Source organism: Flavobacterium sp., assembly GCF_044338735.1.
Classification (GTDB): Bacteria; Bacteroidota; Bacteroidia; order Flavobacteriales; family Flavobacteriaceae; genus Flavobacterium.
Map to the genome: position 1 here is coordinate 1 of NZ_JBIIWV010000031.1, position 17,392 is coordinate 17,392.

12 protein-coding genes and 1 pseudogene are annotated in these 17,392 nt (G+C 33.6%); all 13 read right to left on the reverse strand.

Annotated features, from left to right (window positions below):
- Positions 1–383 (reverse strand): annotated as a pseudogene (locus ACIQZC_RS03650) (cytochrome oxidase subunit III); the annotation flags it as partial.
- Positions 384–428: 45 nt separating this feature from the next.
- A complete protein-coding gene (locus tag ACIQZC_RS03655) occupies positions 429–1,016 on the reverse strand; it encodes a heme-copper oxidase subunit III (protein WP_396137883.1) in 588 nt (195 codons plus the stop codon).
- 2 nt (positions 1,017–1,018) lie between these two features.
- Positions 1,019–1,921, reverse strand: coding sequence for a heme o synthase (gene cyoE / locus ACIQZC_RS03660; RefSeq protein ID WP_396137884.1), 903 nt, complete (start codon positions 1,919–1,921; stop codon positions 1,019–1,021).
- A 102-nt stretch (positions 1,922–2,023) separates the two neighbouring features.
- Positions 2,024–2,767, reverse strand: a complete 744-nt coding sequence (deoC, locus tag ACIQZC_RS03665) for a deoxyribose-phosphate aldolase (RefSeq protein ID WP_396137885.1) — start codon at positions 2,765–2,767, stop codon at positions 2,024–2,026.
- Between the two features lie 70 nt (positions 2,768–2,837).
- A complete protein-coding gene (locus ACIQZC_RS03670; RefSeq protein ID WP_396137886.1) occupies positions 2,838–3,203 on the reverse strand; it encodes a VanZ family protein in 366 nt (121 codons plus the stop codon).
- Positions 3,193–3,573: a glycine cleavage system protein GcvH gene (gcvH, locus tag ACIQZC_RS03675; protein ID WP_396137887.1), complete on the reverse strand. Its 381-nt coding sequence runs from the start codon at positions 3,571–3,573 to the stop codon at positions 3,193–3,195. The genes ACIQZC_RS03670 and gcvH overlap by 11 nt, the downstream gene beginning before the upstream one ends.
- A 69-nt stretch (positions 3,574–3,642) precedes the next feature.
- A complete protein-coding gene (gene sprA / locus ACIQZC_RS03680) occupies positions 3,643–10,782 on the reverse strand; it encodes a cell surface protein SprA (protein WP_396137893.1) in 7,140 nt (2,379 codons plus the stop codon).
- A 63-nt stretch (positions 10,783–10,845) separates the two neighbouring features.
- A complete protein-coding gene (ruvA, locus tag ACIQZC_RS03685; protein WP_396137888.1) occupies positions 10,846–11,427 on the reverse strand; it encodes a Holliday junction branch migration protein RuvA in 582 nt (193 codons plus the stop codon).
- Between the two features lie 9 nt (positions 11,428–11,436).
- A complete protein-coding gene (locus ACIQZC_RS03690) occupies positions 11,437–13,716 on the reverse strand; it encodes an NADP-dependent malic enzyme (RefSeq protein WP_396137889.1) in 2,280 nt (759 codons plus the stop codon).
- A 59-nt stretch (positions 13,717–13,775) separates the two neighbouring features.
- Complete coding sequence (gene queG, locus ACIQZC_RS03695; protein ID WP_396137894.1) at positions 13,776–14,708, reverse strand: tRNA epoxyqueuosine(34) reductase QueG; 933 nt, start codon at positions 14,706–14,708, stop codon at positions 13,776–13,778.
- An 8-nt stretch (positions 14,709–14,716) separates the two neighbouring features.
- Positions 14,717–15,064, reverse strand: a complete 348-nt coding sequence (locus ACIQZC_RS03700; protein ID WP_396137890.1) for a four helix bundle protein — start codon at positions 15,062–15,064, stop codon at positions 14,717–14,719.
- Positions 15,065–15,119: 55 nt separating this feature from the next.
- Positions 15,120–16,142, reverse strand: coding sequence for a Holliday junction branch migration DNA helicase RuvB (ruvB, locus tag ACIQZC_RS03705; protein WP_396137891.1), 1,023 nt, complete (start codon positions 16,140–16,142; stop codon positions 15,120–15,122).
- Positions 16,143–16,216: 74 nt separating this feature from the next.
- Positions 16,217–17,392, reverse strand: a 1,176-nt coding sequence (locus ACIQZC_RS03710; protein ID WP_396137892.1) for a cbb3-type cytochrome c oxidase subunit I, incomplete at its 5' end; no start/stop codon positions are given.

Sequence of the window (17,392 nt, forward strand, 5' to 3'; positions counted from 1 at the left end):
GCTTGAGAACCTAAGAAAATAAATCCTCCAACAATTGTAAGCGCCATATAAACCGCTACTTTATTTTTTTTCATGTGGTGACCAGCATCTACTGCTAACACCATAGTAACAGAAGAGAAAATTAAAATAAAAGTCATTAATGCTACATAGTACATTGGCGCATTAACGCCATGTGCAAAAGGAAAGTGATTAAAAACCTCATCGGCAATAGGCCAAGTTTCAATATACTTAAATCTTGAAAAACCATACGAGGCTAAGAATCCTGAAAAGGTTAATGCGTCTGATAAGATGAAAAACCACATCATCATTTTACCATAAGTTGCTCCTAATGGTCCTGGACCTCCGTCTAAAGCGTGTTCATTTGAAATAACTGTCGCTCCCATAAATTTTTTAATTGTTAAAAAGTTCTCAAATTTATTATTTTTTTTCTATTTGAAAAAATAGAAAAACAAAAACAAATAAACCCAAATAAAATCCATAAAGTGCCAATACATCGCACTGAGCTCAATACCAAGGGTTTGAGTCGAATTGTATTTTTGTTTATAATGATTATAAATTACTATTAAAAGCGAAATTATTCCGCCTGATAGATGTGCAATATGAACTAATACGGAAATATACAAAAATGATGTTGTGACATTACTTTCGCTTCCTGTAAAAAAATATCCATTTTCAATTACTTGTCCAAATCCTTTAAATTGCAATACAATAAATGTTATTCCTAAAGCTAAAGTGGAAAGTAATAAAATTGTTGTTTGATTTCGAATGCCTTTTTTCATGGTTTGTAACGCTGAATAAAAGGTAAAACTACTCACTAACATTGCAATTGTGCTGAATAAAAAAGCAATTGGTAATTGAAAATCTTTTAACCAATCTGGTCTAGATTTACTAACTACATAAGCACTAGTCAATCCTGCAAAAATCATGCAAATACTAATCATTCCAAACCAAAGCAACAGTTTATATGTTTTTCCTTTGCGTTCTTGTTCTTCTTCAAAAGTCATTTTATTTTCCATAACTATCGTAAAAATTTATCTACAACATACACTATTTGCAACAATGAAATATAGGACACACTCACCAACATTAATTTTCGAGCCGCTTTTGCATCCATTGCATTATGCAATTTAAACGCATAAAACAACATCCAAATTCCTAACAAAACAACGAGTATAGCCGCTGGAATTGATAAGAATAAATGACCTGTAAACCCAAAAGCCGGAATTACTGATGCTAAAATAGTCCAAAACGTATATAATATAATTTGTAAAGCGGTCTTTTTGTCTTTATTACCCGTAGGCAACATAAAAAAACCCGCTTTTTTATAATCGTCAAATAAAAACCAACCAATTGCCCAAAAATGAGGAAACTGCCAAAAAAACTGAATGATAAATAATGTTCCTGCTTCAATACCAAAGTGACCCGTAGCAGCCACCCAACCTAACATAAATGGAATAGCTCCTGGAAACGCACCTACAAAAACAGACAAAGGAGTAATCGTTTTTAATGGCGTATACAAACTTACATACATAAATATCGAAATGGCACTAAACATTGCTGTTTTCGGATTCACATTATATAAAATAATTAATCCCAAAATAGTCAGCGCACTTCCAAAAATAAAAGCGGTTTGTTTGGTCATTCGTTCTGAAGGTAACGGACGACTTTTTGTTCGATCCATTAACGCATCTAAATCTTTTTCAATAATTTGATTGAAAACATTTGAAGCGCCCACCATACAATAACCTCCTACGGCTAACAAAAACAATATATACCAATTGTGAGAAGACCATGAGTCTATTCCTAACAAATAACCAGCAATAGTTGAAAAAACAACACTAATAGCCAATCGAGCTTTTGTAATTTCTACAAAGACTTTATAAAAAGATGTTTTTATTTTGGTTTGATTAATTGTTTCCAATTTTTAATGTGTTTTCGCTATAAAATGCGTGCAAAGATACGACATGAAAATTAGATTTTAGAATTTAAAAAATAGAAAATTAGTTAAAATTGAAAAAAATAATTAATAGTCGCTATTTGAAATTTCACCAGTAACAATTGCCTTTGCAGAAGAAGTCCCAATTCGTTTCACCCCTAACTGAATCATCGCTAAAGCTTCATCATACGTTTTGACTCCTCCAGCCGCTTTTACAGGCAATGGAAATGAGTTTTCAAGCATTAATTTAATCGTTGGTAAAGTTGCTCCATTTGGAACACCACTGGCAGTTTTATAAAATCCGGTAGATGATTTTACAAACACTTTTTCAAAATCTTTTTCCGAAAAATTTGAAATTATAGTATTTTTAATAAGTGCTGTTAATTGAACAATTTGATGTGCATCTAAAGCCGCAACTTCAATAATCCATTTGACTATTTTATGATGTGCTAAACCAAGTTGCGTACAAGCAATTACTTGTTGTTTAACTTCATCAATTGATCCGTTTTTGAACGCTTTATAGTTAATCACAAAGTCTAAATCATCCGCACCATTTACTATTGCTTCATTTGCTTCTTTGAGTTTGCTGGATAATGAACCTTTTCCTTCTGGAAAATCAATAACGGTTCCAATGGTAACTTTAGATTGTGCCTTCTGTATCATTTCTTTTGCCAAAGCAACTTGTTCAGGCCGAATCATGATCAATTTGAATTGGCACTCGATCGCTTCTTGAATGGCGTTTTTTACAATGACTGCATTTTCGGCTTCCGATAAATTAGCTTGAGTTGCTGTTTTTAGATAGGTAGCATCTAAATAATTTTTAATATCCATTGATTTGGTTTGATTTAGATGTAAAAATAAAAAAATCCCATCGAAATGGGATCTTTTATAGGTGTTATTTCTAGTGTAACTTTCTTATTTTTATATACAACCAAATTGTAAAAAATCCGGTGAGTGTTCCTAGGGCATTAGCTAAAACATCAAATGGATCTGCTTGACGATTTGCGGTGAATTTTGCTTGCAAAAATTCCATACAAATTCCGTAAAAAAATGTGATAAGAACTAAAATTATATCAAATCTATTATACTTGATAAAACGTTTTAATCCAAAATACCACAGGACAAAAAACACAAAATAAAAAACAAAATGAGCTGTTTTGTCATTTCCAGGTATCGAAAAAGCAGGTATGTTTTTTAAACTTGCTAAACTGGCAAACGTAACTCCAATTGTCCAAAGAATAGCAAAAATTAAAAATTTACGCTCCAATAAGTGCTTTGTAATCTTCACTTGATAAAAGTGTTTCTAATTCTGAAGTATCTGAAATTTTAACTTTCACCATCCAACCGCCACCATAAGGATCTGTGTTTACTTTTTCAGGATCTGATTCTAATGAATCATTGAACTCGATGATTTCTCCAGAAAGTGGTAAAAATAAATCGGAAACCGTTTTTACAGCTTCAACTGTTCCAAAAACTTCATCTTTATCTAAAGTTTGATCTAAGGTTTCAACTTCAACATAAACGATGTCGCCCAATTCTTTTTGTGCAAAATCGGTAATTCCTACAGTTGCAATGTCGCCATCAACAGAAACCCACTCGTGGTCTTTAGTGTATTTTAAATTAGCTGGTATATTCATTTTGGTTTATTTATTAGTGCTACAAATGTAATTGTATTTATTGAATTGTAAAAAAGGTTTTCATAATTTTTAATTACCAAAATTATATCTAAGAGTAAAACCCGCTCTTATGTTTGTTATTGGAAATGACGTAGAGATAACTGCTTGTGAAAACTGATGATCGTAATACAAAATTGCGGTCATGTTTTTACTGAAAGAATAATCGGCAGTGAATCTTATAGACCACATATCTTGACCTCCACCCAATTGGTTGTTATTATAATCTAAGTAACGAACAATAGTATTGTTTTTTCGTAAAGAAAAATCGGCTTTAATATTAATATCACTTTTAATTACACCTGAAACATTATCAGCTAATGCAGAATTAATAGTTACATCTTTAATGCGATATCCTAAACCAATAATATATTCATTTCCGTTAACTTCAGTAAGTAAATTATTGTCAAAACTCATATTTAACGTTCGGTCTTTTTTAATTTCAGCCAAAATTTTAAATGAATTTTTGAGCGTCATGTCTACCTTAACCAGTGGATTAAATTGTTCTGATAAATTCACATTAGAAATTAACTTATTTGCATAAAAATTACCATTAGCATCTGTAGGTGTTGTATTTAAATTTGATCGGAACGCATTGATATTGTAACTTGCTCGATACCCATGCTGAATCGAAAATGTTTTGAAAGAATCTTTGAACCACTTATAACGCATCAATCCGGTATATTTTATATTCCAATTTGGAAGTGGTATCGATTTAAAAACACCAGTTGATACTTTTCCTGCATCTTGACCAGAATAAGCGGCTAAAAAAGATGGCAATAAAACTTGCTGACTATTTTTTCCAAATCCAACAGGGTAGCCCTCAGCATCTCTTGGAATCGAACCTGAACCATAATATTTTTCTGCTAATCGATCGGCGACTATTAAACGATTTGTTCTAAAATCATCAAAAGCCGCAGAAACATCAATATCACTTTGTGAGAAAGCAGTTTTAATTAAAATAGTTGAAATATTAAAATTACCAAAATCATAAGGTGAACGCGAGTTATATTGACCGCCCGAAACATCATATTGCTCTGAATAATTAAATGAATACATACGCTCACCCGTTAAATCAATTTTTAAATCGGGGAACGGCTCTAATTGCGCGGTAAAGTTTAATTGCTTATTTTTAACTTGGGTAAAGTTTTGGTTGAACTCTGGAAAAGTTGTTAACCATCCATTTTTTGCAGCTTCGTATCGAACATCTGATTGACTTCCAAATACAAATCCAAGCGTCGGTTTTGAAGATCCAAAGAAACCTAAACCTGGTAAATAACCTGGTAAAACAGTTCCGCTATTTTCGGTATAATTTACTTGAATGTTTTTTATACTTGTTGCAACACCAATTAATCCACTAACAAAAATATTTCTTTCGGTAGTTGTATTTTTAGTTTTTGCCGCAACTTTTTGTCCCGGTTTTGGGGCAGCTCCTTTTTCATTTGAATTACTTTTTGGCTTATTTGATTTATTTTTTGTTAATCCAATATATTTATAAAAAGTATCCATGTTAAACGTAGTGTTTAACTTGTGCGAACTAGCATTTTGAATTGTATTCCCCAGCGCATAATTTGTTCCATCTTCGGCTTCAATAGAAGAATAAGCGTCGGATGAGCGTTGCCAATTATAATCTCCAGTATAAATATAGGTCGATTTTATAAAAGCTAAGGCTGGAATTTTATTTATAGGCAAATCATAATTTACGACAATTTGTTGATTGTGTTGGTTCGATTGCCCAATATTCCAATAATCATCCCATATATCTAAACCATCAATAGGTAAGTTATTTTCGTCTAAATAATTTCGGACAATATTGCTTGATGAAGCCGTATAATTTACACGAAGCGCTTTAGTAATATTATAATTGAACCCATAATTGTAATTGAAAAAATAATTTCTTCGGTATAAATCTCCAAGACCAATTCCTTGAACATCTACTAAACGGAATCGTTGTTTGTTAAACTGTCTGATGATATTTGAACTAAACGAAATATTGGTTGGTAAAAAATTAAAATTAAAATCGCTTAATAATTTATAATAACCGCTTTTCTTCAAGGATTTTGAATTCTTAAATGGCTCAAGTGTTAATGGCTTAAAAGTATAGGCATAATCAACAGATGATCTATTTTGCTGATCTACTAAACTTTCAATTTCATAATCGTGATGTTCCATTTCATTTAATGAGTAGGAAAGTGTAAGGTTTTCTACATCATAAAAATGAGATTTCTTTTCTGGATTTTTCTCTTTTCTAACCCCAATAAAATTAATACTTGTCCGTTTTGTATAATCAATAGCTCTATTTTCGATATTGGCTCTTTCTGAAGCATCATTTGTAATATCTAATAATTGATTGAGTTCTATATCTTGATAAAATGGATCAAATTTAGGCGTTATGGTTTCTTCTCCTACACCATAATTAAACGGCAAGTTTACACCCCATTTTTTTGGAAGAAGTTTTCCTAAATTTATGTTAGTTACAATATCATATTGAAAAACATCTTCTCTACTTCTTTCATTTGGACCTTGTTCCAAAGCTCCAAAACCAATAGTGCTTACCCGAGTTGTGGCAGAAACGCTAGCAAAATCGGCAATTTTTGCGTCAAGATTTGCTATTGCTGCATATCCTCCTTTATTGTCCATGTCAGACATGCGCAACTCATTGAACCAAACTTCACCTCGAAGCGGATTTCCCGAATTTTTATTTTTCACACCAACCATTAAAGTCCTAACTAATCCAAAATTTGGATTTCCTTTAATCCCTAATGTCAATTTACTCTCTGAGGAACCAATGGCTTCTTCTTCGACAAAACCAATTCCGTTTGGATCATAAATTATTCCTGGGTCATTGCCTAAGGCTAATATTTTTAACTTTGTTAGTAACTCTAGTGGTAATTCAATTTCGTTTTCTTCTGGCCAAATTGCTTCAGATGAATTTGATCCATGTGGCGTAACTTTTAATGGCATTTCAACTTGATAAAAATTTTCTGTAAAGTCATTACCAAATCGGATAAAAGCGATCATTTCATTGTCTTGTAAGCGATCTGCATTGGTATTACCTTCGATAGCTTCGGCATGTAAAAACATTCGTAATTTTTTAAACTGACGCATGTCTACATTTACATTTTTAAATACGGCTCTACCATCAGTAGTTTCTAGTCCGCCCAATCCTGAAAGTGCAGGATTCTTTTTATACACACGCAACGAAAGAGATTGTTCGTTTTGATTGATTATGGTATTGTTATTATATAATTGTTCGCGAACAACACCTGGTGGCGTTACATAATTTATAGGCGTTCTATTTCCGTTTTCTTGAATATTTAGAGCCACAACATCAAAACCTGTATTATCATCATCAACATCAATATCATTAACATCTAACGAACTGGTGTATCGTCTCCATTCGCCTCTAACTAAGTCTAACGCTCCAAAACGTAGCGTTACTTCCTCTTTAAAACCAGCCATATACATACGCATGAATCGTATGGAACGAAAATCTGAGATTGGTCCAACTTTATTAGCATTGGTAAACTCAAGAATTGGTATTTTGTATAAAATCCAGCGTACTTTTCCTGTTTCTCCATTAGGTAAATCAACATTGTTGTCTTCTCTTGAATCGGCAATATAATTTTGCCCAATTGGGACAGCTCCTGGAGGATAATATTGAATAGGCACTTCAAATTTAAAATAAGCATTAATTGTGTTCATCGTATTATCACGATTTACATCTTCTACATCAGGATAGGTTGAATTTCCCCTATTAGTATCGGTAACCGTTACTGGAGAATTGCCTTCGTTCCCATTATAATTTTTATATCTATTAATCACATCACCCGATGCACTCAAGTAGAATTGATAATTATCGGCTGCAGGATCGGGTTGTCCTGCAAAGTTGGTGTATTTTGCTGCTTCATCAGCATCTATTAAACCATCATATCCTGTATCTTGAACCGTTCTATTTGCCTCTGAAGTATCAAATGCATAAATTAATGATTGAGAGGCAGGCACTTGTCCCCACGTAGTTTCAACCGTTGGTTGAGAAGCATTTACTTCGGGCAAACCATTTTCATATAATTTTCTTCCGTCCCTTAAAACGTCTTCTGAAATTTCTCCTAAATTGAATACTAATTTTCCTGTGTTTGTAGGATCAGCCACGTCACCTGGATTTCCGAAATATGGATCCATTGCCCAAAACTGAATGTATTCTACATTTGATTGTTCAAAATTTGTCGAATTAATTGGTCGCATAATTCCAGCCCAGTTATTTGGAGCATCGGCATCCGTAAAAACGTTTGTTGCTGATAATGTAGGATTAAAATTATAAGGTCCTCTATCTTTTGGAAAATACGTTAAATCCAATGTGTTAATGACCGTTGTTTGTCCTTGTGCAATATCGGTCACTGGATATAATTCTCTACTGAAAATTCGTCGTGTTTTGTTTAATGATAAATCATCATCATTAACACCTGGAGGTCTTTGAGTATAAAAAACAGGGTCTATATTATACCATGCCATTTTTGCTCTTTTGAAACCTACACTCAATACATCAACTGCTGGCTCATCAGCTGTAGGATTGCCGTCAAAAGCTTCTTCTAAAGGCACACTTGCTAACGACCAAGAAAGAGGCGAACGCATGTCTATTGTAGATTGAGATCCTTCAAAATCATCTATATAAGTAGTTGCTTCACCATTAAATTGATCTGTTTTTGAGCTACCCGGTTTCAAATAAGCGAATTCACCTCTAAATGAAATACTTGAAGGCACATCGGTATCAATGTTGGGCAATTTATTTACTAATCTTGTTAAAAACGGAACTTCGGTAGAAAAATTAGTATTGAACCCAAAAATAGTATTATTTACAGATTCTTGTCCGTAGTTTGATTTTGTTGTAAATGGTCGCTCTGACATGTTTAAAACAGTAGCACCAATCAAAAATTTATCATTAAATTTATGCTCTACATTGAAACCCCAGAATCGTCTTGTTTGTTGTCCAAATACAGAGTTATTTTCAACCGATACTTCAATAGGTGTATTTGACGCTTGTAAAGAAGGATCAATAATTTGAACTTTTCCTAATTGATAGTTTACTGTATAATCTACTCCTTCAACTAATGTTCTTCCTCCAGCAGTAACCACAACCGAACCTTGAGGCACATTGAACGCACCAATAGAAATTCCGTCACCTCCAGCCGATTTGAAACGCCCTTTTAATTGAAATTTGTTTTTTGCACTCTCTTGCAAAGCACCTGCTTGTGTAGATTTATATAAATTTCTAAACACATATTTTGTTTGGTTACTATTGTAAATTCCACCATCATAATCTTCCGAACCATTCGTTCGAAGTTTTTCAAATAAATGGTTACCAAAAGGCTCTACAGTCGTAAAAATTATCCTTCCTTTTTGTGGATCTATTGTTAAGCCAGGTATAAAATCGAAGAAACCATCTCCTCCATCTTGTGGATCATTTGTATAATTTAATTTATCAACATTAAATACTTTTAATAAAGGAGTATCAGCTACATTTGTGGGAAGCGGATCAACACCCGCCTGTGTAATGTAATTTAATGGCGAAGGATCGGTGTATAGAATATTTAACTTAAAATCCTCTTGTTGTAATTGAAACCCACCTTGAATTTGGTAGATATTTTTCATCATTAAATCCCAAACAGGTTCTTCAACTACCACTAAATTTCCTTTCAGCATTTTTACTAACAACGCTTTAGAAGAAGGCACACCTGAAGTATCAACATTTGTGGCATCTACCCCATCTGTACCAAATTCACCAACTTGATACACATCGCTTCCTATCGTATATTGATAAGCGACCGCTAACACTTCATCATTTGCTAATCGCTGATTTAAGGATAAATAACCCAATTGCGGATGAAAGGTGTATTCTGAAGCGGTTAATTTTCTTGCATTTTCTAATTTGGCAAAATCAATTCCTTCTGCCATTCCTGATATATTAAATCCATTTAATGCTGAAGACACATCTCGAATAGCGCTATTTAAGAAATTACTGCCAATATTAATTGGATCAAATTTATTATTGGCATTGTTTGATGGTGTGTCTGGAGCCACATTAAAGAAACCAGCATTGGGTACACCCACGACTTCATTATCTGCAATTCCAAAAAGTTGCGATTCTCCTATATCTTGTAAAGCAATGATATTTCTTAAATTGTTATCGGTGGTACTAACCCTGTTTTGTTTGTTTGTAATCCAAACCTCTACACGAGTAATTTGCGCACGAGAATTAATGTAAGGATAATTTTCTAATGCTTTATCATATCTATTTCTAAAATATTGCGATAAAAAGTAATGTCGATCTGAATCATAATCTAGAGCAAACATTTCAAAATCTTGCACAGTACCTCCACCTTGAGAAGTTACTGATTTTGTTTGTGATTTTTGTTCAGAAAAAACGCCTGTAAAAGTTGTTTTACCAAATTGCAGTTGTGTTTTTACTCCAAATAAACTTTGAGCACCTCTAACTAAAGAATTTGATAAAGGAAAACTAACATTTCCAATTTCAATTTTTTTAATAATAGAATCATCACCTCCTGAAACATTAGGGTCAAATTCTAATTTTATTAAGTTTTGGAAAGCAAAAGTAGATTGTGTATCGTAATTAATATTTACATTCAAACGAGTTCCCACTTTTCCTTGCAACCCTACACTAATTCTTTGATCAAAATCAAAACTGGTTGTTCTTCTATTTCGCGGCGAAAAGGATGGATTGTCTTGTTTTGTAAAACGCACCCCTAAATCAAGTTCAACAGAACCCGTAGGCTTAACATCAATGGTGTTGCTTCCAAAAATATTCTCAAAAAGTTTTGAATTGATTCGATAAACAGGAAGTAAATTCTTTTTTGCGGCCTCTGAACCTGCTTTTTTACCATCGATTGCAGCCGATTTTTCTTGATAATAGTTACGCATTTGCTCACGTAACATTAACTCTTGATATTGCTTTGGCGTTAAGATCAGCGGATAATTAATGTTAAATCCGTCTACCGAATTGGTATAAATGTATCGATCGGTTGCTGCATCATAAGTATAAGATTCTAAGATGCTTTTTGGATTTGGAATTGTAATTTTTCCTAAATCAGCCCCTTTTTTTATTGAATCTTGAGCCTCTTCATCTACTTGCGCTTGAATTGCATAGGAAAAAAGCATTAGTAATAATGCGATACTGTATTTTAAGGTAAATTTTATTTTTAGTACGTTTTTTTTCAAGTCTTATAAATTTTTTAGGGCTTGCTTAATTAAATTTTCAACAGAAGCGTTTGGTGTTTCTCTGATTATTTTATCGATCACTTTTTCTGCTGTTTTTCTCACAAATCCCAATACTTCTAAAGCAGATAACGCTTCATCTTTGTTTGTATTGCTTTCAATTACAGAAACTTCGTCTAAATTATATACTTTTAACACTTTTTCTTTTAAATCCAGGATGATTCGTTGTGCTGTTTTTGCTCCAATTCCTTTCATCGATTGCATTGTTCCCACATCGTTTGAAGCTATGGCTTGAATAATTTGGCTTGGAGCTAAAGAGGACAACATTGTTCTTGCTGTACTTGCTCCCACTCCTGATACCGAAAGTAATAATTTAAATAATTCGCGTTCTTGTTTTTCAACAAATCCATACAATGTATGAGCGTCTTCGCGAATTTGCAAAAAAGTAAATAATTTTAAACTTTCTGAATCGGGAAGCAAAGAATAGGTATGCAATGATATATTGATATGATATCCCACACCGTTACAATCTATAATTACTTCGGTTGGTGTTTTTTCTACTAATCTTCCTTGAATGTGAGCTATCATATATTTAGATTATTGTTTTTTCTTTCCTTTTTCTTGAGCATCTACAACTGCTACTGCGGCCATATTAACCATTTCTTCCACACTTGCACCTAACTGAAAAACGTGAACTGGCTTTTCTAATCCGAGGATTATTGGACCAATTGATTCGGATTTATTTAATTCTTTTAATAATTTGTATGTTATGTTTGCCGCATCTAAATTAGGAAAAATAAGCGTATTCACTTTTTTATTTACCAATTTAGAAAATGGAAATTTACTTTTCAGCATGTCAGGATTTAAAGCAAAGTCACTTTGAATTTCACCATCTACCACTAAATCTGGGAAATTTTCATGCAAATAATCAACTGCTTGCCTAACTTTATTCGGTCCATCATTTTGAGAAGATCCAAAATTTGAATAAGAAACCATTGCAATAACAGGCTCCATACCAAACATGCGCACTGTTTTTGCCGTCATTAAAGCAATTTTTGCTAATTCATCTGCCGTTGGATTTGGATTTATGGCGGTATCCGATAAAAAAATTGGCCCTCTAGCCGTCATCATCATATTTGTAGTCGCAATTTTAGTAACATTTGGCATCTTATCAATTAATTGCATCACTGGTTTAATTGAAGATGGATAACTTCTAGAATGTCCCGTCAAAAAAGCATCTGCTTCTCCAGTATTTACCATCATTAATCCAAAATAATTACGCTCACGCATCCATTTTTCGGCATCCAATAATGTAATTCCTTTGCGTTTTCTACTTTCCCAAAAATGTTTTGCATATTCTAAACGTTTTGGTTCAGATTCTTTTGTTTTTGGATCAAAAATAGGCACTTCTATTTCAAAACCGATCTCCTCTTTTAGTTCTTTTATGATTTTTTTGTTGCCTAATAAAATAGGAAACCCAATTCCTTCTTCGTGTACAATTTGAGCTGCTTTTAATACATCTATTTGATCAGCTTCTGCAAAAATTATTCGTTTTGGGCTTGTTCTAGCTCTATTGGTTAATAATCGAATCATTTTATTATCCGAGCCCATTCGCTCTAATAAATCATCTTTATATTTTTCCCAATCGGTAATAGGAGCTAATGCTACACCTGATTCCATAGCTGCTTTTGCCACAGCGGGCGGAACTTCTGCTATTAGTCTTGGGTCAAATGGTTTTGGAATAATATAATCGCGACCAAAAGTTAATTTAGTTTCGCCATAGGCTATATTTACTTGTTCTGGCACAGATGCTTTGGCTAAATTAGCTAAGGCAACTACGGCAGCTTTTTTCATTTCTTCGTTAATTTTTGTAGCCCTAACGTCTAGCGCACCTCTAAAAATGAAGGGAAAACCTAGTACATTATTCACCTGATTAGGATGATCTGAACGGCCCGTTGCCATAATAATATCTTTTCGGGTAGCAATTGCTATATCATAATTAATTTCCGGGGTTGGATTAGCCATTGCAAAAACAATTGGGTTATCTGCCATATACAATAACATTTCAGGCGTTACAATATCACCAGTAGATAATCCTACAAAAACATCGGCACCTCTCATGGCATGTGATAAATCATCATATTGTTTATCGGTAGCATAAGCACGCTGCATTTCCGATATTTTTGGATCGTCTTTTCTTAATGCACCTTTGCTATTGAACATTACAATGTTTTCTGGTTTTACACCGAAAGAGACATATAAATTAGCACAAGCGATAGCGGCTGAACCAGCTCCAGATATCACCATAGTAATGTCCTCCATTTTTTTTCCAGCCAATTCAACTGCATTTAATAAAGCCGCAGAGGAAATAATGGCGGTTCCGTGTTGGTCATCGTGCATAACCGGAATATTCAATTCTTCTACCAAACGTCTTTCAATTTCAAAAGATTCTGGAGCTTTGATATCTTCAAGGTTAATTCCGCCAAAAGTTGGAGATATATTTTTTACTGTTGCAATGAATTCTTCAACGTCTTTTGTCCCTACTTCAATGTCAAAAACATCGATATCGGCAAAGATTTTAAATAATAAACCTTTTCCTTCCATAACTGGTTTTGAAGCTTCGGGACCAATATCGCCCAATCCTAAAACAGCAGTTCCGTTTGAAATTACGGCCACTAAATTTCCTTTTGCAGTATATTTATAAACGTTGTTAACGTCTTTTTCAATTTCTAAACAAGGTTCGGCAACTCCAGGGGAATAGGCTAATGCTAAATCTCTTTGAGTAGCATATTTTTTTGTGGGAACTACTTGAATTTTTCCAGGTGTTGGTTTTGCGTGATATAATAAGGCTTCTCTACGTTTACTATCTTTATGCATGGTTTTATAGTTTACTAACCTACAAATATAGTAGTATAAGCATAAAATGAGAAATTATTTTAGGATTCTTTTGAAAAATTTATATTTCGAAGCAAGCCTACATATTTCGTTCGTTTCAGAGCAGAATTTTTAAATACCTTTTGGAAAGTATCGTTCGTAATTTCCTCCCAATCTGATTTGGAATAACTTAAAATTTCGGGAGCAGTTTGAAATAATGGTTCATTGTGAGGTTTTGAAAATTTATTCCAAGGGCATACATCTTGGCACACATCGCAACCAAAAATCCAATCGTCAAATTTGCCTTTCATTTCTTGTGGCAAATTATCTTTCAATTCGATAGTAAAATAAGAGATGCATTTACTTCCGTCTACCACATAAGGTGCCACAATGGCTTCCGTAGGACAAGCATCAATACAAGCGGTGCACGAACCGCAATGATCGGTTGTGGGTGTATCGTATTCTAGTTCCAAATCAATAATTAATTCGGCAATAAAATAAAATGACCCTACTTTTTGAGTGATTAAATTGCTGTTTTTACCAATCCAACCCAAACCGCTTTTTGCAGCCCAAGCTTTATCTAATACTGGTGCTGAATCTACAAAAGCTCTTCCAGATACTTCTCCAATTTCGGTTTGAATAAAATGTAATAATTCATTCAATTTCTCTTTAATGACGGAATGATAGTCTTGTCCGTATGCATATTTTGAAACTTTATAAGAATCCTGATTTTGAAGTTCAGCAGGATAATAATTCAATAACAAAGAAATTACACTTTTTGCACCATCAACTAATAAAGTCGGATTCAATCGTTTGTCAAAATGGTTTTCCATGTAACTCATTTGACCGTTCATATTTTGGTTCAACCAAGTTTCTAAACGAGGAGCTTCTTCTTCCAGAAACCCAGCTTTGGAAATACCACAAGAGAGAAAGCCGAGGCGATGGGCCTCTTGTTTTATGATGGATGTCTGATGATGGATGATGGATGACTTGATCACTTATTTTATTTCGTTTTAAAAGCCAAAGTTCTATTCATCAATTCGAATGACTTAGCATATAAGTAATCAAATTGCACTTGAGTTATGTAATTTCTCCTTTTTGCTTTATGTAAACACGTTACAACTTCAGCTATTGAACGAATTGAATAATTTAGAAATCTTTTAAATTCAGGGATAGTTTGTTCTACGGAACCTTCAGAAATATTTAATGCTATTGAATCAACAGCCCTTAAAATTTGAGAAGATAAATTATAACGTTCAGTTTGAGGAAAAGAATTAGCTATAATATTAATTTCTTCCCCAAAATCCATTGCTAATTGCCAAATAATTAATTTTTCAAACTTAAAACTCATATTTCTTATACTTAAAAATTTGAAACATCAAACATCCATCACCCATCATCCGTCATTAAAAAAGTCCTCCCTGTATGTTGTTTTTAATTTTACCCAAATGTTGATAAGCTTTTTCGGTTACCTCGCGTCCTCTAGGTGTTCGCATAATAAAACCTTCTTGAATTAAAAAAGGTTCGTATACTTCTTCAATAGTTTCACCACTTTCTGAAACTGCTGTTGCTAATGTAGATAAACCAACGGGGCCTCCTTTGAATTTTTCGATTATAGTTATAAGAATTTTATTGTCCATTTCATCTAAACCGTGAGCATCAACGTTTAGTGCTTTCAACGCAAACTGTGCTATTTCAATATCTATTGAACCATTTCCTTTTATTTGTGCGAAATCTCTAACTCTACGTAATAATGCATTTGCGATACGCGGTGTTCCTCTACTTCTTCCTGCTATTTCAATAGCCGCTTCCATAGTTATAGGCATTTTTAAAATAGAAGCACTACGTTGCACGATTGTGGTTAAGAGTTCGGAATTGTAATATTGTAAACGGCTTTGTATTCCAAAACGAGCCCTCATGGGTGCAGTCAATAATCCTGAACGTGTAGTAGCACCCACTAATGTAAACGGATTTAAGTTGATTTGAACGGTTCTTGCATTGGGTCCCGATTCAATCATAATGTCTATTTTAAAATCCTCCATTGCAGAATATAAATATTCTTCAACAATTGGACTCAAACGGTGAATCTCATCAATAAATAAAACATCTCGTTCTTCAAGATTGGTCAACAAACCAGCTAAATCGCCAGGTTTATCTAAAACAGGCCCAGAAGTAATTTTAATTCCAACACCTAACTCATTTGCTAAAATATTTGCCAAAGTTGTTTTTCCTAAACCAGGAGGACCATGAAACAGGGTGTGATCAAGAGCCTCATTTCGCAAATTAGCCGCTTGCACAAAAACTATTAAATTTTCTAGCACTTGTTCTTGACCTGCAAAATCATCAAAACTGAGCGGGCGAAGTGCTTTTTCAATTTCAATTTCTTGAGGAGTAATAGATTCTTTATTGGGATTCAAATTATCGTTCATAATAACAAAGATAGTAAACTTATAAAACAAAAACCTCTCCGATTGGGAGAGGTTTATATATTGTGGAAAAAATCTTAATGATGTAACACTTCTTCTCCTTCTTTCATAGGTGTAATTTGAGAAACAAAGTCTTCATCATGACCTGGCTTACTGTAATCATAAGGCCATCTGTGTACTTCAGGAATTTCTCCAGGCCAGTTTCCATGTATGTGTTCAATTGGAGCGGTCCATTCCAAAGTATTCGATCTCCAGGGGTTTTGTATAGTTTTCTTACCATAGAAAATACTATAAAAGAAGTTCCAGAAGAAAACAATTTGGAAAGCAGCACCAACGATAGCAAAAATGGTAATTAATACATTCACATCTGCTAATTCATCAAATAAAGGGAAAGCAGTATTTGTGTAGTAACGTCTTGGTAAACCAGCCATTCCGATAAAGTGCATTGGAAAGAAAACACCATAAGCACAAACAGCAGTTACCCAAAAGTGAACATATCCTTGATTTTTGTTCATCATTCTACCAAACAATTTGGGGAACCAATGATAAACCCCAGCAAAGAATCCATACAATGCAGAAATACCCATTACTAAGTGAAAGTGAGCTACTACGAAATACGTATCGTGAATATTAATATCTAAAGTTGAATCTCCAAGAATAATACCTGTTAAACCTCCTGTAATGAAAGTAGATACTAATCCTATAGAGAATAACATCGCAGGATTTAATTGTAGGTTACCTCTCCATAATGTTGTAATGTAATTAAATGCTTTTACAGCAGATGGAATTGCAATTAATAAAGTCGTAAAGGTAAATACAGACCCTAAGAAAGGGTTCATACCCGAAATAAACATGTGGTGACCCCATACAATAGTTGATAAGAATGCAATTGCTAAAATAGAAGCAATCATGGCACGGTAACCAAAGATTGGTTTTCTAGAGTTTGTAGCAATAATTTCAGAAGTAATACCTAAAGCAGGCAATAAAACGATGTAAACTTCAGGGTGACCTAAAAACCAGAATAAGTGTTCGAATAAAACTGGAGAACCACCTTGATAATGTAAAACTTCACCTTGAATAAATATATCAGATAAGAAGAATGATGTTCCAAAACTTCTATCAAAAATTAATAATAATGCTGCAGAAAATAAAACTGGGAAAGAAACAATACCAATAATTGCAGTTACAAAGAAAGCCCATACTGTTAATGGCAATCTTGTCATGGTCATTCCTTTAGTTCTTAAATTGATTAC